Genomic DNA, 19928 nt, shown 5'->3' on the forward strand with positions numbered 1-19928 from the left:
CGCCATGTTCTATCGTCTCTCGGGCATCCGCCACACACGCTACGCCGCCGCACGCCAGCTCTGGCCCATACCGGCCGACCGCTGGCAGGTGGGGGTGCTGCTGGCCCTGGCGTGTCTGGCGCCCGTGCTCTTCAGCCCCTTCTATCTGCTCAGCTACCTGCTGCCCTGGCTCATCTTCACTGCGGCCGCCCTGTCGCTCACGCTGCTCATGGGCATTGCGGGCCAGTTGCATTTCGGCTTTGCCGCCGTCATGGCCATTGGCGCCTATTCGGGCATCCACCTGGTGCGCGCGGGCCTGCCCTTCGAACTGGCCCTGCTCGGCGCGGGCCTGGTCGCGGCCCTGATCGGCACGGTATTCGGGGCCGCCGCCCTGCGGGTCAAGGGGCTGTATCTGGTCATGGCGACACTGGCCATGCAGTATCTGGTCGATTGGGTGATCATCAACGTGCCAGTGATCAGTGGCGGAGCGCAGGCCACGCTGCAGGCGCCGTCCACCACATTCCTGTTCGTGCCCCTGGCAACCGGGGTGGCACGCTACTACGTGGCGCTGCTCTGGGTCCTGTTTGTCACCCTGCTGCTGCTCAACATCAAACGCTCGGCCGTGGGCCGGGCCCTGGTGGCGGTGCGCGACAAAGACTACGCAGCTGCGGTCATCGGCATTCACGTGGTGCGCTTCAAGCTGGTGGCGTTCTTCACCAGTTCGTTCCTGGGCGGGGTCACGGGCGCCGTCCTGGCTTTCTGCTACTACCAGGCCGTGACCCCCGAACAGTTCACCTTCAATGTGTCGGTGCAACTGGTGGCCATGGTGCTGGTGGGCGGGTTGGGCAGCGTGATCGGCGCCTATCTGGGGGCGGCCTTCGTATTGCTGGTGCCCATCGTCCTCACCAATCTGGTGGTGCTGCTCAATGATCTGGGCTGGCTGAACGCGTCCACCAATCTGCTTTCGCATATTCCGCTCATGATCTATGGCGTGCTCATCATCGGCTTTCTGCTGCTCGAGCCCCTGGGTCTGGGCAAGATTTACGACAACATCCGCAAGTACCTGCTGGTGTGGCCGTTCCGGCACTCTGATCTCTGACTGGGGTGCAGTCGTGCAGGCGAAAAGCCTGCGCAAACGCAGTGAAACATCAAGACGACAGGGCCTTGCAAGGTCCGTGACCTGGAGGAAGCATCATGAAACACATCATCAAACGTCTGGCCATTGTGGCTGCACTGGGTGCAGCGCTGGGCAGCACACCGGCCATGGCCGAAAAGGCGCCCATCAAGTTCGCCACGCCGGTGGATTTCACCGCGGTGTATACCTTCCTGACAGACGAGTACAGCCAGGGCCAGCGCGATTACATCACGCTGCTCAACGAGCAGGGCGGGGTCGATGGGCATCTCATCGAATTGTCGGTGTCCGACACCGGCAATCAACCGCAGCGGGGTATCGAGGCCTACAACCGGGCCAAGCGCGATGGCGCCGTGCTGGTCGATTTCCTCAGCACGCCGGTGGCGCGCGCCATGGTGAATCGGGTCAACGAAGACGAGATCGTGATGATCACGGCGCTGCATGGGCGCGGCGATGCCAGCCAGGGCGAGGCGTTCCCGTATGTCTTCCCGGTCATGGCCACGTACTGGTCGCAGGCGGCGCTGCTGGCCGATTTCATGAACCAGCAGGAAGGCGGGCTCAAGGGCAAGAAAGTCGCCCACGTGTATATCGATTCGCCTTTTGGCAAAGAACCGATTCCGGTGCTCGAGGCCTTGTCCAAAGACCTCGGGTTCGAGCTCAAGACCTTTCCGTACGCCAGCCCGGGCAACGAACAGACCACTACCTGGTCCGATGTGCGCCGCTACAAGCCGGATTTCGTCATCATCTGGGGGGCTGGCGGGGGCCAGGCCGTGTCGATCCGCGATGCCATTCGCAATGGCATCAAGCCCGAGCAGATACATTCGGTGGTCTGGCTGGCCGAGGCCGACATGGACGCGGTGGGCCGCGACACCGCAAAAGGGGTGCGCAAATTTTCGCCCACGGTCAATGGCGCTGATTCGCCCCTCCTGAAAGAGATCGTCGGCACGGTGATTGAGCCGGGCAAGGGCGCGGGCCCCAAAGAGCGCGTCGGCAGCACGTACTACAACATCGGCGTGGCCACCATGGCCGTGGCCGCCGAAGCCGCCCGCAAGGCACTGGCCGAGTTCGGCGAACCGCTCACCGGTGAAAAACTGCGCAAGGGTTTCGAACTCATCGAAGGCTACGATGCACAGGGCCTGATGCCGCCAGTCACCTTTTCGGCGCAGGATCACCAGGGTGGCGGCCAGGGGCGCGTAGTGTCCTGGGATGGCGAGACGTGGGCACCCGAGACCGACTGGCACGCATCCTTCCAGGACATCGTCTGGGAAGAAATCAACAAGGGCGCCGAGCAGTACAAGAAAGAAGGCAAGTAATGCTCGCACTCAGCAACGTCGAAGTCGTCTACGACAAGGTGTTCCTTGCCATACGTGGCGTTTCGCTGAGCCTCGAGCAGGGCGGCATGGTCGCCCTGCTGGGGGCCAACGGGGCGGGCAAGAGCACGACGCTCAAGGCCATCAGCGGCCTGCTGGCCCCCGAGCGCGGCGAGGTCACCCGCGGCAGCATCGAGTTTCTGGGGCAGAACATCGTCCCGCTCGGTGCGGCCCGGCGTGTGGCCATGGGGCTGGTGCACGTGATGGAAGGCCGGCGCATCTTCGGCCACCTGACCCCCGACGACAATCTTCTGGCCGCCTATCGTTCCGGTGGCTCTCGTTCGCGCCTGAATCAGCTGCGCGATCAGGTGTACGGCTTCTTTCCGCGGCTTACGCAGTTTTCGAACACCAAGGCCGGCTATCTGTCGGGCGGCGAGCAGCAGATGCTGGCCATAGGGCGCGCGCTGATGACCGAGCCCAGGCTGCTCATGCTCGATGAACCCAGCCTGGGCCTGTCGCCCCGGCTGGTGCAGGAAATCTTCGGCATCATCGGTCAGATCAACCGTGAAACGCAAACCAGCGTACTGCTGGTCGAGCAGAACGCCACGGCGGCACTCGAGATCGTCGACCACGCCTACCTGATCGAGAACGGCCAGGTCGTCATGAGCGGCAGCGCCGCCGATCTCAAGAAAAACCCCGACGTACAGGACTTCTACCTGGGGGGTGCCGGCCAGGTCGATTATCACAACGTGAAGCACTACCGCCGGCGCAAGCGCTGGCTGGCCTGAACATCGGGCTGGCCGGGCGCTCGCAGGCCCGATGCTCAGGCCTGGCCAGCCGCACCGCAAGCCCCACGGTTCAGGCCTGGGCCGGATGCCAGGCGTCGGCGCGCGATGCCAGGCCCCAGCGCCCGCGTGGGCTCAGGCTGACCCGGACCGCGCGCGTGCGAAGAGTTCGTTGACCTGCGGATAGGGCAGGGCCCCATCGAATGCGTCGAAACGGCCCTGTGCCAGGGCGGTGGCTGCCTTGTGCAGGGCCCCCCAGGCGCAGCGCGCCAATGCCCCGCCTACACTGATGCGCCGTACGCCCAGCGCAGCCATGTCATCGAGTGTCACGGCCTGGTTGTTGCCTATCAGTACGTTCACCGGCTTGGGGGCCACGGCCTGCACGACGGTGCGGATCTGCCTGGCTGACTGAATGCCGGGCGCATACAGGCAGTCGGCGCCGGCCTCAGCGTAGGCTTGCAGGCGCCGTACGGTGTCGTTCAGATCGGGCTGGCCCACCAGGAAATTCTCGGCGCGGCCCACGAGCAGGACATCGGCCCCGCTGTGGTCTATGGCCTGGCGCGCCGCCTGCATGCGCTCGATGGCATCGGGCAGCGCGCGCAGCGGATGGGCTGGGTCGCCCGTGGCATCTTCGAGGGAGACGCCCGCGATGCCCGTGGCCACTGCCTGGCCCACATGCGCTTCGACCCCCTCTGGCTTTGCCGCGTAGCCCGCCACGAAGTCTGCATTGATGGGCAGGTCGACCGCTTGCACCAGCTGGCGCAGGTGCTCGAGCACCTGCGCCAGTGGCACCTGGCCATCCTGCTGACCCACCGACCAGGCGTGCCCCGAACTGGTGCTGGCCAGGGCCTTGAACCCCATGTGCTGCAGCAACTGCGCACTGCCGATGTCCCAGGGGTTGGGGATGATGAAACAGCCTTGCGCATGCAGGGCCCTGAAGGCAGCGCGCCGGGCTTCGATGGTCTGTGTCATGGCCGCCTCAGGGGACGGGGTGCTGCGACTTGAACCCCAGGGCAAAACGGTTCCAGGCGTTGATGGCGTTGACCAGCAGGGTCAGGGCCACGATTTCCCGGTCGTTGAAATGACGGGTGAGCTCTTCATAGATGTCATCTGCCACGTGCTGGGTGTCGGCGATCCGTGTGAGGGCTTCGGTCCAGGCCAGCGCTGCCCGCTCGGCGGGCGTGTACAGGCTGGACTCGCGCCAGGCGCTGAGCAGGTACAGGCGCATTTCGGTCTCGCCCAGCTTGCGGGCATCTGCGGTGTGCATGTGCAGGCAGTACGCGCAACCGTTGATCTGCGAGGCCCGGGTCTTCACCAATTCGTAGAGCAGTGGATCCAGACCGGCACCTTTTGCGGTCTTTTCCATGTGCAGCATGGCTTCCATCAGATCGGGAGCCACTTTGAAATAGTCCATACGCGATTTCATAAACAATCCTTGAAACATTGAACAAGTACGCGGAACGTGTTTTACTTTAATACGATACGCCGATTTCTCTACAAATAAGGCAAAGTCACTGGTGCCCAGTAGACATTTGTCATCGTGTTTTTCGGTGCTGTGTCCACGGTGCGGTGTTCGTGTGGCACAAAAGTTGGAGACAGTATTTGGCCGATCAAGGGAAGCATCCGGGTTTTTTCCGGGGATCGCGCTATTGGCAGCATCTACTGGGTAGTGTACGGGCGCGCATTCTGCTCGCCATTCTGGTTGCCACCGTTCCGGCCATGGCAGGCATGGGCTATTACGTGGTGCGCCAGTACCATGCCTTGCTGGATGGCGGTCACCGTCAAGCCGAGACCCTGATCCAGTTTGTCGCTGCGTACGACAAGGCGCTGATCGACGACGCCCAGCAATTGCTCGCGGCCCTGTCGCATTCACCCGTGCTGCGTCATCGGCGCTGGGACGAGTGCTCCGACTATCTGACGCGGCTGGTGACGCATCTGCCGACCTACACCAATCTGGGCATGGTCGATGCAAGTGGCCAGGTGCTGTGCTCGGCCTGGCCCGACACGGAGCCCATGCGGCAACATCTGGGTGATCGCGCCTACTTTCAGGCGGCTCTGGTGTCGTCTGGCGTGGTGACCAGCAACTTCGTCCTGGGGCGTCTCAGCCACCATCCCGTGATGGTGCTGGCACAGCGTATCCAGGACGATGCCGGGCAGGTGACGGGGGTGCTGTTTGCGTCCCTGGACCTTCGCGTCCTGCAGGGGCGGGCTGTCCTGCCCGAACTCATGCCGGGCGCGTATCTGTGGATTCTCGATCGTCAAGGCCATGCGCTACCGCACCGATCGGTATCCGTGCTGCCGCCCGAGCGCAGGATCGATCCCTATCCGGACGGCGCAACAGGCCTGGAGAGGCGGCGCTTCCAGGACGACGCGCGCAGGATCTGGTTCGAACTCTCCTTGCCGGCCGGTCCGGCGAGCGACCACCGGGGGCTGTCCGTACGCTACCAGATTCCGCTCGAAAGCCTCCAGGCCGAGGCCAATCAGGCCTTGTGGGCCGGTTTTCTGGGTATGGGACTGCTGCTCATGCTGGCATTGCTGGCCGCCTGGGGGCTGGTCCAGCTGGCGGCCGGTCACAGCCTGGATGTGCTGGGCGAGGGGGTGCGGCGGCTGGCGGCGCGCGACTTTTCGTGGCGTGTCGCCGATCGCCTGCGGGGGCGTGAACTGCAACTGATCGGGCGGCAATTCGACGAGATGGCGGCTGCCGTGCAGCGCTATGAAAGTTCGCTCGAGCGCTCCGAGCGCAGCTATCGTGAACTGTTCGACAACAGCCCGACGCCCATGCTGGTGCGTGACCGCACGAGCGGATATTTTCTCGCGGCCAACCAGCAGGCCGAGCAGATGTATGGGCATGGGCAGGCCGACTTTCCGGCACTGGGCATGGAAGACCTGCGCCTCCAGGTGGTCGAACAGCAGGCCGATGCCATGCGCACGTTCGAAATCCACAAGGGTGTCGAAGGTGCCGAGCGGTATGTGGAAGTACGGCGCCTGCCCGTGACCTTCGCAGGCAGAGCGGCCGAGGTGCTGGTGGTACAGGATCTCACCGAACAGCGTGCGCGCCAGAAGGCCCTGGCCTGGTGGGCCTCTCACGACGTGCTGACGGGCCTGCTCAACCGACCGGAATTCATCCGCCGGCTGGATGCCCTGCTGCCGCAGGCAGGGCCTGTACATGATGCACCGGTACAGCGGCCGTCCGGTGTGCTGGTGCTGGGCAATCTGGATGCCTTCAAGGAAGTGAATACTGCTCTTGGCCACGAAAGCGGCGACCGTTTGCTGGTTCAGGTGGCCAGGCGCCTGCGTGAGGAACTGGGCCCGGATTGCCTGCTCGCCCGTCTGGGCGGCGATGAGTTCGTCTTCCTGTTGCAGGATACGCATCGAGTGGCACTGCACAGGGCAGAGCATCTGGTGACCCAGATGCGTGCCCCCTTCAATCTGGACAACCTGCAACTACGGGTCAGCGCCACATTCGGGCTGGTGATGCTGGCCGATCTGTCCGGGGCCTATAGCCCCGACGACTTGATCCGCTATGCCGACGCGGCCCTGCGCCGGGCACGCAATGACAGCGCCAGCGTCGGGGTCTGTGATGAACGTGATTATTCGCAGATGCAGAAAGGGCTGCTGATGCGCGGTGAATTGCGGGTCGCGCTGGTACGCAATCAGTTCATGCTGCACATGCAGCCCAAGGTCCGTCTGCGCAGGGAAGCGGGCGGGGTGCCCAAGGTGGCGGATTTCGAGGTTCTGGCTCGCTGGCAGCATCCAGAGCGTGGCCTGATTGCACCGAGTGAGTTCATTCCCATGGTCGAGGCGAGCGACCTGGTGCATGCCTTCACCCGCTGGGTGGTCGATCAGGCCGTCATGGCGTGCGCGGCCTGGCAGGATCGCCATCCCGGTGTCGGTGTGGCGGTCAACGTATCGGTGCGCAATCTGCTCAATCTGCGCTTTCCGCGCCAGGTGGCGGCGGCCCTGCGGCGCCACAGACTGGCACCGTCATTGCTCGAGCTCGAGGTGACCGAGCAGGTGCTCATGCGTGATCCAGTCCGGGCGATGGCGGCCCTGCACACCCTGCGGAATCTTGGCGTGCGTATCGCGATCGACGACTTCGGCACGGGCTACTCGTCGTTTGCCTACCTTGCGCGATTGCCGGTCGATACCTTGAAGATCGATCATTCATTCGTGGCCAATCTGCACGATGCCGACACCCGGGCCATTGTGCGCTCGATCATCGACATGAGCCACGGCCTGCAATTGGTGGTGGTGGCCGAAGGGGTCGAGTCTGCGGAGATCCAGCACATGCTGGCCGATATGGGCTGCGACAGGGCGCAGGGTTACGCCATTGCCCGGCCCATGCCCATGGGGGCCGCGCTGGAGTGGTTGGCGGCCTATTCCTGATAGGGCTCGAAGCGGCCGGTATGGGGATCACGGATGAACAGCACGCCAGTGGCCACACCGAAATAGGCGCCATGCAGCCGCAGCGTGCCGGCCTCGACGCGTTCGCGTACGGCCGGAAAGGTCAGCAGATTGTCCATGCTGTATTCGACCACGCCCCATTCCATGCGGCGGATCCATTCGGCGCGATCACCCGTCTGCGGGCCGATCTTCTTGGCCACCGGGGCGATCTGCGACATCCATTTGCCGATGAAGTCGGGCCGGGTCAGTGGCGCGGCCTGATTGACGTAGGCCGCCACCCCGCCACAGCTGGCGTGGCCCATGATCACGATGTCGCTGACCTCGAGTGCGTTGACGCCGAATTCGATGCACGCACTGGTGCCGTGGAAGGCATTTTGCGAACGGGGTTCGCACGGTGGCACGATGCCTGCGATATTGCGTACCACGAACATCTCGCCGGGCCCGGCATCGAAGATGGTTTCCGGTGCGACCCTGGAGTCGCCGCAACTGATCAGCATGATGCCGGGATGCTGGCCGTTTTCTGCCAGGTCGAGGTAACGGGCCCGTTCGGTTTCGAGCCGCCCGTGCAGAAACGATGTGTAACCTTCAATGAGACGCGTGGGGAACACGGCGATATCCTGTTCTGGCTGTAGGGTTTCCGATTGTACGCCTGCCCCGCGCGCAGGCCTGTCCGACATGCATACGCGGTTCAGCCGGAGTTGCGCAGGCCTGCGGCGATGCCGTTGATGGTCATGTGGATGGCGCGCTGGTCGCGCGTTTCCTGCTCGTCCGGGGCGTGACTCGTCCCCGGTGCCGAACGGACGCGGCGCAGGAGTTCGACCTGCAGGTGATTGAGTGGGTCGATGTAGGCGAAGCGCTCGAGCAGGGCGGCTTGCAGCGGCGCATCATGGGCCAGCAGCGCATGCCCGGCAATGGTCTGGAACAGGGCCAGCGCCCGATGGTATTCGGCCGCAATACGCTCGAAGATCTGCTTGCGCACCTGTTTGTCGGCGACCAGTTCGGAATAGGCACGCCCTATGGTCAGGTCGGTCTTGGCCAGGACCTGCTCCATGTTCGAAAGCAGGGTACGAAAGAATGGCCAGTCTTGCGCCATGGCCTGCAGGCGCTGCAGGCGCTGGTCGCGGGTCAGGGCCTGGTCCGGGCCGCCTTCATCCACGTAGCGTTGCAGTGCCGTACCCATACCATACCAGCCGGGCAATGGCAGACGGCATTGCGCCCAGGAAAATGACCATGGGATGGCGCGCAGGTCTTCGATCTGATCGAGCGTCTTGCGTGACGATGGCCGCGAGCCGATATTCAGCCCCGCAATCTCACGGATTGGCGTTGAAGAAAAGAAGTATTCGGTGAAACCGTCGGTTTCGTAGACCAGATTGCGATAGGCAGCCTGGGCTGTGTCCGACATCCAGGCCATGGCTTGCCCATACCGTGCTGCGTACTCGTCTTCCGCCTGCGCGCCCGAAGTGGTGGCCGCCAGGCTGGCCTCGAGGGTGGCGGCCACGAACAGTTCGAGATGCCAGCGCCCGACTTCTGCATCTTTGTAGCGGCCCTGGATGATTTCACCCTGTTCGGTCAGGCGGATCTGGTAGTTGACCGTGCCGGGGGGTTGCGACAGGATGGATTCGTAGCTGGGGCCACCGCCGCGGCCCACTGAGCCGCCGCGCCCGTGAAACAGGCGCAGGCGCACACGGTGGCGCTCGAATACGGCGACCAGGCGGCGCTCGGTCTGGTAGAGCGACCAGTTCGATGTCAGATAGCCGCCATCCTTGTTGCTGTCCGAGTAGCCCAGCATGACTTCCTGTATGCCCTGCTGGGCATGGCGTACACGGGCCGCCACTTCGGGCAGGCCCAGCCAGGCCGCCATGATGTCGGGGCCGCGCTCGAGATCCGGGATGGTCTCGAACAGTGGCACGACCATCAGGCCGCCCTGGGGAATGCGCTCGTTCACTGTAGGGTCGATGAGCCCGGTTTCCTGCTGCAGCACCAGGACCTCGAGCAGATCGCTGAGTGTTTCGGTGTGTGACACGATGCTTTGCTGTATGGCCTCGGCCCCGAAGCGCTCGCGGCACCGCGCCGCCATGCGCAGGATGTCCAGTTCCTTGCGGGTTTCAGGCGAATAGGTGACCCACGGCGAAACCAGCGGACGGGGCTCGCGCAGTTCCTGGCGCAGGACCCGGACGCGGTCGGCCTCGGACAGCTGGCCATAGTGCACGCGCCGGCCATCGAGCGTCACCCCGGCCTGCTGCATCAGTTCGGTGAGCACGCGCTCGTGTACGTCGGAGCTCTGGCGCAGATCGACGCTGGCCAGGTGCAGGCCGAAGATTTCCACCGCCTGGCAGAGCGGGGTCAGGCGCAGCCGGGCCACCAGGCCGCCATGGTGCGTGTCCAGGGAGTCGGCTACGGTCTTCAGGTCGTGCGCCAGCGCCTGGGCCGATGCATAGGGGGCCGCGGGATACACCTGGCGGCGTGCCAGCGTACGCCCGGTCAGGGCCTGCGCCGTGGCGGCGAGTCGCGCGTAGATGTGGATGCAGGCGCGCCGGTAGGGTTCATCACGACGGTGCTCGGAGCCATCGCGGCTCTGTGCCGCCAGTTCGGCGAGCTCGGGTGTCACCCGCATCATGGATTGCGATACGGACAGTTCGATGGCCAGTTCATGCACTTCGGCCAGGTAATGGCGCAGCACGTGGGCGCATTGGCGCAGCAGGGCCTGTTCGAGGGTGGCGGCATCCACATTCGGATTGCCGTCGCGATCGCCGCCAATCCAGCTGCCCATGTGCATGAACGCCGGCAGCGGGGTGTTGTCGAGCGCAAAAGCCGATTTTGCAGGCCGGCGCAGCAAGCGGGCCATGTCGAGATGCAACTGGGGCAGGGTGCTGAAGAACGTGCTGGTGTAGTAGGTCAGGGCATTGTCGATTTCATCCAGCACCGTGAGTTTGCTCTGGCGCAGCATGCGCGTCTGCCACAGGGCCGCAATCAGGCCCGTCAGGCGTTCCTGGGCGCGTGCCGGATCCACTGTGGCCGCGCCGCCGCCATCCATGTCGCGCAATTGCCGGGCGATCGCCTGATGCAGGTCGAGGGTGCTCTTGCGCTGGACCTCGGTGGGGTGTGCCGTGAGCACCGGAACGATGCAGGCCTGCGCAAGCTGTTTGCGGATCTGTGCCTTGCCCAGACCGTTGTTCTGCAGCAGTTCGAGCGCGTGCTCGAGGCTGCCGGGTGTGTTGCGGCCCTGGTCGAGCCACTGCTGGCGCTGGCGGCGGGTCTGGTCGCGATCTTCGGCAATGTTGGACAGGTGCAGGAAGTAGCTGAATGCGCGCACCACCGAGTTGACCTCGCCATTGGCCAGGCGCCGGATCTGGCGCTCGAGCAGGCGGCCATCCCGGTCCGAGCCGGCACGCCGGAATTTCACGGCCGCACGGCGCAGGCGCTCGATCACGTCGAACATGGCCCGGCCTTCACTGTCGCGTATCACCTCGCCCAGCGTCTTGCCCAGCAAACGGATGTCCTGGCGCAGGGGGCTGATGATTTCGGGCGATGGATCTGGCTTCACGTTGGCTCCAGCTGGGTATGAGACGGGACGCAGGGCTGCACGCGTTCCAGTGCAGGCGGCGGGAGCTGACATGATAAGGGCTTTTGTGCCTCAGGCTGTATCATGAGGATCTTTGACGACTGCCATTGATTTGATTTTCTGTACGGTCACTCGACGCACCATGAAACGCTCTGCTGTCACGCGCGACGGTCCTGTCCTGGTCCTGGGCCATCCCCTGTTCCAGGGGCTGCCCGCCCAATTCCACACCCCACTGCTGCTCAATGTGGCCACCCTGCACGTGCAGGATGGCGAGACCTTGTTCAGCGAAGGCGATGAAGCCCTCGAATACCTGTATGTGCTCGGTGGGCAGGTCGAGATCCTGCGGCACACCCAGGATGGCCACGAGCGCGTCTTCCATATCTTCCGTGCAGGCCAGCTGCTGGCCGAAACGGCCATGTTCATGTCCCATGGGCGCTATCCGATGCAGGCTCGGGCGCGCGGTGACAGTATCGTGCTGTGTCTCAAGCGCCAGGGCCTGCTGGCCGTGTGTCAGGCCTGGCCCGAGCTGGCGCTCCGGTTGCTGGCCCGGCTCAGCGATCAGATCTACCGGCGCATCAATGAAGTGGAATGGTTCAGTGACAGCACGGCAGCCCAGCGGCTGGCGGCCTATCTGCTGCGCCTGCCCGAAGAGGCCGACGGGCGTGTCGCCCTGCCCTTGACGCAGCGCCAGCTGGCCGTGCATCTGGGGGTGCGGGCGGAGACGCTCAGCCGCATGCTGGCTGAATGGGTGGCGCAGGGGCACTTGCAGGGCGCGCGCCGCCACTGGGCGATCAAGGACCGCCCGTTTGTCGAGAAACTCGCGGCGGCAGCGCGCCGCAGCTTCTGACCCGATCCGGCTGTGAATCCCGCTGCTCGCCGGCAAGGGTTCACAGCCGGCCCGCAAACATCTTAAACTTGTTCATTCTGCTGCAATTCAACGAAGGATTCCGCCATGGCCAAAAAGTTGCGTTCCGCAAACATCACCCAGGGGGTGGAGCGTGCCCCGAACCGCTCGATGTATTACGCATTGGGCTACACCGAAGAAGACTTCAGCAAGCCCATGATCGGGATTGCCAATGGCCAGAGCACGATCACGCCGTGCAACAGCGGTCTGCAGCCCCTGGCCGATGCCGCGGCTGCAGCAATCAAAGAGGCTGGCGGCAACCCCCAGATGTTCGGCACGCCCACCATTTCCGACGGCATGGCCATGGGCACCGAGGGCATGAAGTACTCGCTGGTCTCGCGCGAGGTGATCGCCGACTGCGTTGAAACCTGTGTGCAGGGGCAGTGGATGGATGGCGTGCTGGTCATCGGGGGCTGCGACAAGAACATGCCGGGCGGGATGATGGGCATGCTGCGTGCAAACGTACCCTCCATCTATGTCTATGGCGGCACCATTCTGCCGGGTCACTACGACGGCAAGGACCTGAACATCGTCAGCGTGTTCGAGGCCGTGGGCGAGCATGCCGCAGGCCGCATGAGCGCGGAAGACCTGCGCAACATCGAAATGAACGCCATTCCATGCAGCGGGTCCTGCGGCGGCATGTACACCGCCAACACCATGAGTTCGGCCTTCGAGGTCATGGGCATGAGCCTGCCGTATTCGTCGACCATGGCCAACGTGCACCAGGAAAAGCTCGATTCCGCGGCCGAGTCGGGTCGCGTGCTGCTCAAAGCGGTCGAAATGGACCTCAAGCCGCGTGACATCGTCAACCGGCGCTCCATCGAAAACGCCGTGGCGGTAGTCATGGCCACGGGGGGGTCCACCAATGCGGTGCTGCACATCCTGGCCATTGCCCATGCGGCCGAGGTCGAATGGTCCATCGATGATTTCGAGCGCGTGCGCCGCAAGGTGCCGGTGATCTGCAACCTCAAGCCCAGTGGCGAATTTCTGGCGGTGGACTTCCACAAGGCAGGGGGCGTGCCGCAGGTGATGAAGATCCTGCTCAATGCCGGCCTGCTCCACGGCGATTGCATCACCATCACCGGGCAGACCATTGCCGAGGTGCTGGCCGATGTGCCCGATGCCCCACCGGCCGATCAGAACATCATCTTTCCCATCAGCCAGGCCCTGTACCCCGAAGGCCATCTGGCGATTCTCAGGGGCAATCTGGCCGAACTCGGCGCGGTCGCCAAGATCACTGGCCTGAAGAATCCGGCCATTACTGGTCCGGCGCGTGTGTTCGATGATGAACCTTCAGCCATGGACGCCATCCTCGCCGGGCGCATCAAGGCGGGCGATGTCATGGTGCTGCGCTACCTGGGGCCCAAGGGCGGGCCCGGCATGCCCGAGATGCTGGCGCCCACCAGTGCCCTGGTGGGCGAGGGTCTGGGTGACTCGGTCGGTCTGATCACCGATGGCCGCTTCTCGGGGGGCACCTGGGGCATGGTGGTGGGGCATGTCGCCCCCGAGGCCGCCGTGGGCGGCACCATCGCGCTGGTGGAAGAGGGGGATTCCATCACCATCGATGCCCATCGGCAACTGCTTCAGCTGAACCTGCCCGATGAGGTCATTGCCCGGCGGCGCGCGGCCTGGACGCCGCCCAAGCCCCGTTATCTGCGCGGGGTGCAGGCCAAGTTTGCGTTCAATTGCTCGGATGCCAGCACGGGCGCCGTGCTCGATCGCTTCGATACCCCGGCCTGAAGGGTTCAAACCCAGTGAGAACGTCATCATGCTGAGTCCGGCACAACAGGCCCTTCAGGTACAGATCCGTACCAGCCTGGGCGTGGTCGATGCCTTCGACGCACCGGCAGAAGTCGCCCGGCGCGTGGATTTCCTGGTCCATTGCCTGCAGCGCACCGGGGCGCAGGGTCTGGTGCTGGGCATCAGTGGCGGGGTGGATTCCCTGGTGGCCGGGCTTCTGGCACAACGGGCGGTGCAGCGGGTACGGGCATTGGGCAGGCCGGCGCAGTTCGTGGCCATGCGCCTGCCCTGCGGCAAGCAGGCCGACGAGGCCGATGCGCAGGCCGGGCTGGCCCTGATACAGCCCGACGAAACACTGGTGGTCGATATCGAGCCCGCCGCCAGCGCCCTGCTGGGGGCTTTGACCGGTGCGGGCCTGGCATTTCGTGATCCCGCCCGGCAGGATTTCATCCATGGAAACATCAAGGCGCGTGAGCGCATGGTGGCCCAGTATGCCGTGGCGGGTGCCCGTGGCGCACTGGTGGTGGGCACCGATCATGCGGCCGAGGCGCTCATGGGGTTTTTCACCAAGTATGGCGATGGGGCGGCCGACGTCATGCCCCTGGCCGGGCTGAACAAGCGCCGCGTCAGGGCCCTGGGGCTGGCCATGGGGGCGCCCGATGCGCTGGTTTTCAAGGTGCCCACGGCTGATCTCGAGGCCTTGCGCCCGCTCAAGCCCGACGAAGAGGCCTTCGGGGTTACCTACGAGCAGATCGACGACTTTCTCGAGGGGCGCGAAATCCCGCCCGAGGCCTGGGACACCATCATTGCGGCCTGGCGGGCCAGCGCCCACAAAAGAGCCATGCCGGTGTCACCACTGACGCTGGCACACGGCGCGCATCATTGAGGCCCGCGTGTGCCCGGCCACCCCGTGGCAAGGTGGCTGTGTGCCGCGTGGACGTTCGCAAGGCGGGTGTTCTCGAGTCATGACGCCGCGGGCATCAGCTGGGCCGCGATCTCGAACGAGCGCAGGCGCGCAGCGGGCTCGTACATGTTGCAGGTCAGAATCAGTTCATCGGCCCCGGTTTCATCGATGAAGGCCCGCATGGTGGCGGCCACCGTGTCGGGCGACCCGATTGCAGTGCAGGCGAGTACGTGATCGAGCAGGGCGCGCGCGGCTGGGGGCAGGGTATCGACATAGCCTTCAACGGGTGCCGGCAGGCGCACTGGTCGGCCGGTGCGCAGGCTGATGAAGGATTGCTGCCACGAACTGGCCAGCCAGTGGGCTTCTTCGTCTGTGTCTGCGGCAAACACGTTGTAGCCGAGCATGACACGGGGTGCATCGAGTTGCGCGGACGGTCGGAACAGGCGGCGATACAGCGCCACTGCATCGCGCATCTGCGCCGGGGCAAAGTGCGAGGCAAAGGCGTAGGGCAGGCCCAATGCGGCCGCCAGCTGGGCCCCGTACAGACTCGAGCCCAGAATCCAGATGGGCACCCGCGCGCCGTCACCCGGCACGGCCGGCACGGGCCCCCGGCCAGCGAAGTAATCCATGAGCTCGGCGACATCTTCCGGGAAGGCATCCGGGTGGCTGGCGAGATTGCGCCGCAGCGCGCGCGCCGTGATCTGGTCCGAACCCGGTGCGCGGCCCAGGCCCAGGTCGATGCGCCCCGGATACAGGGCATCGAGGGTGCCGAACTGCTCGGCGATCACCAGGGGCGAGTGGTTGGGCAGCATGATGCCGCCTGCACCGATCCGAATGCGTTGTGTGGCGCCAGCCACGTGGCCGATCAGCACCGCCGTGGCGGCACTGGCAATGCCGGGCATGCCATGGTGCTCCGCCATCCAGAAGCGCTGGTATCCCAGTGCTTCGGCGTGCCGGGCCAGATCGATGGAATGGCGGAAGGATTCGGCCGCATCGCCACCTGCGCGGATAGGGGCCAGATCGAGGACGGAAAACGGGATGTTGCGGCTCACGGCTGACGCTCCGGCATGGCCATGATGGTCTGCTGCATCAGCGCAATGGCGGTCTTTTCGCCCGCCTGCAGCGCGAAGATGTCCACCTGACAGACCGTCAGGGTGCGGCCGCTGCGCACGACGCGGCCCACGGCTTCGAGTGACTCGCCCTGCCCGGCAGCGAGCAGATTGATCTTGAATTCGACCGTAAGCACCGTATGCCCGGGCGGCTGAAGCGTCAGGGCGGCCCAGCCCCCGGCCGCATCGCCGATGGTTGCCGTGGCACCCGCGTGAAACAGGCCCAGATGCTGGGTGACGCTGGCAGCAAACGGCAGGTGGATATGTACGCGGCCAGGTGCGACATCGCCCAGGCGCGCGCCCAGATGCTGCATCAGGCCAGAGCGCGCGATATCGTGTTCGATGCGTGTGCGCAGCGCCTGGTGTGTGACGTGATCGGGTGTGGGGGTGGCAGTGCTCATCGTGACTCCGGATTGCCAAAGCCACCATGATCGCAGATTGTGACCGCTTCGGGCTAGTATGCTGACTGTGCTGCCAGCCGTGTTGTCGGCTGTGCCGCTAGCATTCGACCACGTTCACCGCCAGCCCCCCGCGTGAGGTCTCCTTGTACTGGGACTTCATGTCCGCCCCGGTCTGGCGCATGGTTTCGATGACATTATCGAGCGACACATGGTGCTGGCCATTACCGTGCAGCGCCAGACGCGAGGCATTGATGGCCTTGTTGGCCCCCATGGCGTTGCGCTCGATGCAGGGGATCTGGACGAGGCCACCCACCGGATCGCAGGTGAGCCCCAGATTGTGTTCCATGCCGATCTCGGCGGCATTTTCGACCTGTTCCACCGTGCCCCCCAATACGGCTGCCAGACCGGCCGCCGCCATGGAACAGGCCACCCCGACCTCGCCCTGACAGCCGACCTCGGCGCCGGAAATGGAGGCATTCTTCTTGTACAGAAAACCGATGGCGGCGGCCGTGAGCAGAAAATCGACCACCCCATCTTCCGACCAGCCCGCAATGAATCGGCGGTAATAGCGCAGCACCGCGGGCAGCAGCCCCGATGCGCCATTGGTGGGCGCCGTGACCACCCGCCCGCTGGCGGCGTTTTCTTCGTTGACGGCCATGGCATACAGGTTGACCCAGTCCATGGCGAACATCACGTCATCGCGCTTGCGCGGCGTGTGCAACAGTTGCCGATACAGGGCCGGCGCCCGACGGCGCACCTTCAGCCCCCCCGGCAGGATGTCGTCCGATACCGGTGCCTGCAGGCCGCAACCCCGGTCGATGGCTTCGTCCATCACCCGGGCGATCTGCAGTACCCCGCGGCGTACCTCGGCCGCCGGGCGCAAGGTGGCTTCGTTGGCCATCATCAGCCCGGCAATGCTCAGCCCGTGCCGGCGGGACTGTTCCATCAGCTCATTGCCTGTAGCGAATGGGTACGGCATGGGCGCGTGCTCAGGTACCGACTCGTCGGTATCCATGCTGTCGAGCGCGCGGATGAATCCGCCACCGATCGAGACATAACGCTCATCGAGCAAGGACTGGCCCTGTGCGTCGAAGGCCATGAAGCGCATGCCATTGGGGTGTTCGGGCATGGGCCGGATCCGGGCCGAAAACACGCGATCGGGTCGAAACCCTATGGCGTGCCGACCGCACACCGCCAGCTGCCCGCTTGTGTGCACTTTCTGCATCTTGGCCGGAATGGCTGCAGGATCGACCGTATCGGGCGCTTCGCCCATGAGACCCAGCATGATGCCCATGTCGGTGCGGTGGCCGGCCCCGGTTTCCGCAAGCGAGCCGTACAACTGGATGGCCAGGCGGTCGAGCTGCGGCAGCAGCCCGCGCCTGTGCAGATCGTGGGCGAAGTTGCGCGCCGCACGCATGGGCCCCACCGTATGCGAGCTGGAGGGCCCGATCCCCACCTTGAACAAATCGAACACCGACAAGGCCATGATGAATCCTGTTGTACGAGTCCCGATGTCGATTCTAGCCAGTTTCCATCGCTTTTATTGAATAATAACGACAATTATCAGGTATATTGATTCCGATCTCCTTGAATGATAATTTTCGTTGAATAGGGGCTGGTTATAAACTGAATAATAACGACATATAGGTTGAATTCATGGAAATGCCCTTGCGGATGGGGATCGTGCTGATGCCCCAATTCACCCTGGGTGCACTGGCGCCCTTTGCCGATATGGTCGGCCTGTTGCCCAGTGGCTCTGATGAGCAGCCGCTGTGTACCGCCGAGATCGTGGCCGATACCCTGATTCCGGTGCGCTCTGCCAATGGCACGCAGATCGTGCCTGAAGGTCTGCTGGGCGAGGCGGCGCGCTTCGATTGCGTGGTTCTGGTGGGGGGTGCTCAGGCGCCGGAACCCGGCGCCGCAAGCACGGGGCTGCATGTCTGGCTGCGCCAGGCCGCGCGTGCAGGCTGCCATCTGGTAGGCCTGTGCAGCGCCGTGTTCGTTCTGGCCGAAGCCGGCCTGCTGGACGGCCGGCGCCTGAGCCTGAACGCGGCCCACTGGCCCGCGTTCGTGCAGCGCTTTCCGGCGTTCGAGCCCTGGCAGTTGATCACCGACCGCCTGCACGTGCAGGATGGCCGCCGCATCACCTGCGCCGGGGGCACAGGGGCGCTGCTGGAAACCGTACTGCAGATTCTGCGCCGCCACCTGCCCGCGCAGGGCATCCGCCAGGCTCTGTTGGGCCTGCAGCAGGCCGAGCCCGGCCCGGGTGCCCTGCTGGCACCCGCGCCCCGCCCCGAACTGCATCCGGTGCCCCCGGCGCTGCAGCGGGCTCTGGTGCTGATCGAACAGTATGCCGCGCAGCCCCTGTCAGCAGACCATCTGGCCGAGCGCGTGGGGGTATCGGTGCGGCATCTGCAGCGCCTGTTTCGCGAACACCTGGGCAGTTCGCCGCAGGCACAGGCGCGTGCCGCCCGCCTGCGCCTGCTCGAGTGGAAGCTCAGGCACACGCGCATGCCGCTGTCGGTGCTTGCCGCAGATTGCGGCTATGCCGACGCCGCCCACATGGCACGCAGCTTCAGGGCCGCGCATGGCGTCACGCCAGGTGCCTGGCGCAGACAGGTTCAGGATGACAAAAACGCCGTATAATGGCCAACCTGCCTCGGGGGGGCTATGTGCACCCTCATCTGCCCGGGTGGTGAAATTGGTAGACGCAGGGGACTCAAAATCCCCCGCCGCAAGGCGTGCCGGTTCGATTCCGGCCCCGGGCACCAACGGCTTGTTCCAAACAGGTTCAAGTTGCACCAAATTCTCAAGGAAATCATGCGGTTAGGATAGAAACTTAACCCATGAAGTTCCATCAAGTTTCAACAAATCCCAAGCTTGCGCGTCCCCCAGGGAGTCCCCTAGACTGGTTTCAGCCCGGTTTTTTCTTAAGGGGGACTCCAATGGGATTCCTGACTGATCTGAAGATCCGCACTGCTTCACCCAGTGCCAAAGAGTACCTGCTGGCCGACGGTGACGGACTTTATCTGCGCGTTCGCGCAACCAGCAAGAGCTGGCTCTATCGCTACAAGTCCAACGAAAAGCAAGTCAAGATCGGCCTGGGCGCCTACCCGACGATCACCCTCGCGATGGCACGTGAACTCACCAGAGAGGCGAACGCGCTGCGCGCTCAAGGCATCGACCCGCAAGACGCTCGACGAGAGCAGCAAGAGCAAGCCAGGATCGCCAAGATGAATACTTTCGAGCTGATGGCGCGCGCCTGGCTCGAAAGTGCCAGCAAGGATCGCGTCTGGTCTGCCGGCTACAAAAGCAAGGTCACTCGTCACCTGGAGATTCACGTATTCCCGTGGGTAGGTGACAAAGCGATGGAGACTATCAGGCCCCCGGAAATCGTTCGGTGCCTGCATCGCATCAAGGATCGCGGCAACCTGGAAACGGCTCAGCGTGTCCGCGAGGCCGTCCAGCACGTCTATCAGTACGCTGTGGATACCGGCGTACTGGAACCGGCCCAGAATTTCGTCAACAACCGTACGGGTGGCTTGCCGACACCGCGCGGCCGCCACTACGCCGCCATCACTGACCCGCAGCTACTGGGCCAGCTTTTAAGGGACATGCGCGCCTACTCCGGCAACTTCATTTCCGTTGCCGCCTTGCGCTTGGCTCCCCTGGTCTTCCAGCGGCCCGGCCAGCTGCGC

16 protein-coding genes and 1 tRNA gene are annotated in these 19928 nt (G+C 64.4%); 10 read left to right on the top strand and 7 right to left on the bottom strand.

Features of this window, described 5'->3' with window-relative positions; all coding sequences use genetic code 11:
- Positions 1–4 precede the first annotated feature (4 nt).
- From WCY17_RS03270 to WCY17_RS03280, 3 genes are all read left to right on the top strand, one after another.
- Positions 5–1078 carry a branched-chain amino acid ABC transporter permease gene (locus tag WCY17_RS03270; RefSeq protein ID WP_372700736.1) on the top strand — a complete coding sequence of 358 codons (1074 nt, stop codon included), beginning with the start codon at positions 5–7 and terminating at the stop codon, positions 1076–1078.
- A gap of 95 nt (positions 1079–1173) precedes the next feature.
- A complete protein-coding gene (locus tag WCY17_RS03275; protein WP_372700737.1) occupies positions 1174–2424 on the top strand; it encodes an ABC transporter substrate-binding protein in 1251 nt (416 codons plus the stop codon).
- A complete protein-coding gene (locus WCY17_RS03280) occupies positions 2424–3209 on the top strand; it encodes an ABC transporter ATP-binding protein (RefSeq protein WP_372700738.1) in 786 nt (261 codons plus the stop codon). The genes WCY17_RS03275 and WCY17_RS03280 overlap by 1 nt, the downstream gene beginning before the upstream one ends.
- Before the next feature lie 132 nt (positions 3210–3341).
- On the opposite strand, the gene WCY17_RS03285 is transcribed toward WCY17_RS03280, so the two are convergent.
- Both WCY17_RS03285 and WCY17_RS03290 read right to left on the bottom strand, forming a co-directional pair.
- The gene (locus WCY17_RS03285; protein ID WP_372700739.1) at positions 3342–4178 is read right to left on the bottom strand and encodes an oxaloacetate decarboxylase; all 837 of its coding nucleotides are present in this window, start codon (positions 4176–4178) and stop codon (positions 3342–3344) included.
- A 7-nt stretch (positions 4179–4185) separates the two neighbouring features.
- Positions 4186–4632 (bottom strand): carboxymuconolactone decarboxylase family protein, encoded by a 447-nt coding sequence (locus WCY17_RS03290; protein WP_372700740.1) that lies wholly within the window; start codon positions 4630–4632, stop codon positions 4186–4188.
- A gap of 176 nt (positions 4633–4808) precedes the next feature.
- On the opposite strand from WCY17_RS03290, the gene WCY17_RS03295 reads away from it, so the two are divergent.
- Entirely contained in the window at positions 4809–7592 is a 2784-nt protein-coding gene (locus tag WCY17_RS03295; RefSeq protein ID WP_372700741.1) for an EAL domain-containing protein, read from the top strand.
- Here the strand turns inward: WCY17_RS03295 and WCY17_RS03300 are convergent.
- Together WCY17_RS03300 and ppc are read right to left on the bottom strand one after the other, a co-directional pair.
- Complete coding sequence (locus WCY17_RS03300) at positions 7583–8218, bottom strand: carbonic anhydrase (protein ID WP_372700742.1); 636 nt, start codon at positions 8216–8218, stop codon at positions 7583–7585. The genes WCY17_RS03295 and WCY17_RS03300 overlap by 10 nt on opposite strands.
- An 80-nt stretch (positions 8219–8298) precedes the next feature.
- The gene (ppc, locus tag WCY17_RS03305; RefSeq protein WP_372700743.1) at positions 8299–11226 is read right to left on the bottom strand and encodes a phosphoenolpyruvate carboxylase; all 2928 of its coding nucleotides are present in this window, start codon (positions 11224–11226) and stop codon (positions 8299–8301) included.
- Between the two features lie 88 nt (positions 11227–11314).
- Here ppc and WCY17_RS03310 point away from each other — a divergent pair, with 88 nt between their 5' ends.
- The 3 genes from WCY17_RS03310 to nadE all read left to right on the top strand — a co-directional run bounded on the left by WCY17_RS03310 (position 11315) and on the right by nadE (position 14702).
- Entirely contained in the window at positions 11315–12019 is a 705-nt protein-coding gene (locus WCY17_RS03310) for a Crp/Fnr family transcriptional regulator (RefSeq protein WP_372700744.1), read from the top strand.
- 105 nt (positions 12020–12124) lie between these two features.
- Complete coding sequence (gene ilvD, locus WCY17_RS03315) at positions 12125–13816, top strand: dihydroxy-acid dehydratase (protein ID WP_372700745.1); 1692 nt, start codon at positions 12125–12127, stop codon at positions 13814–13816.
- Positions 13817–13844: 28 nt separating this feature from the next.
- Positions 13845–14702, top strand: coding sequence for an ammonia-dependent NAD(+) synthetase (gene nadE, locus WCY17_RS03320; protein ID WP_372700746.1), 858 nt, complete (start codon positions 13845–13847; stop codon positions 14700–14702).
- Between the two features lie 77 nt (positions 14703–14779).
- Here nadE and WCY17_RS03325 read toward each other — a convergent pair whose 3' ends face one another.
- The 3 genes from WCY17_RS03325 to WCY17_RS03335 form a co-directional block, all read right to left on the bottom strand.
- Complete coding sequence (locus tag WCY17_RS03325; protein ID WP_372700747.1) at positions 14780–15772, bottom strand: LLM class flavin-dependent oxidoreductase; 993 nt, start codon at positions 15770–15772, stop codon at positions 14780–14782.
- Positions 15769–16230, bottom strand: a complete 462-nt coding sequence (locus tag WCY17_RS03330; protein ID WP_372700748.1) for a PaaI family thioesterase — start codon at positions 16228–16230, stop codon at positions 15769–15771. The genes WCY17_RS03325 and WCY17_RS03330 overlap by 4 nt, the downstream gene beginning before the upstream one ends.
- A gap of 97 nt (positions 16231–16327) precedes the next feature.
- Positions 16328–17716: an L-serine ammonia-lyase gene (locus WCY17_RS03335; protein WP_372700749.1), complete on the bottom strand. Its 1389-nt coding sequence runs from the start codon at positions 17714–17716 to the stop codon at positions 16328–16330.
- 170 nt (positions 17717–17886) lie between these two features.
- Here WCY17_RS03335 and WCY17_RS03340 point away from each other — a divergent pair, with 170 nt between their 5' ends.
- From WCY17_RS03340 to WCY17_RS03350, 3 genes are all read left to right on the top strand, one after another.
- Positions 17887–18876: a GlxA family transcriptional regulator gene (locus WCY17_RS03340; RefSeq protein WP_372700750.1), complete on the top strand. Its 990-nt coding sequence runs from the start codon at positions 17887–17889 to the stop codon at positions 18874–18876.
- Between the two features lie 40 nt (positions 18877–18916).
- Positions 18917–19001 (top strand) — tRNA-Leu (locus WCY17_RS03345).
- A gap of 174 nt (positions 19002–19175) precedes the next feature.
- The coding region (locus WCY17_RS03350) for a tyrosine-type recombinase/integrase (RefSeq protein ID WP_372700751.1) at positions 19176–19928 on the top strand (753 nt) is incomplete at its 3' end.

It is taken from the genome of Castellaniella sp. (assembly GCF_041677825.1).
In the GTDB taxonomy this organism is placed as follows: Bacteria; Pseudomonadota; Gammaproteobacteria; order Burkholderiales; family Burkholderiaceae_B; genus Castellaniella.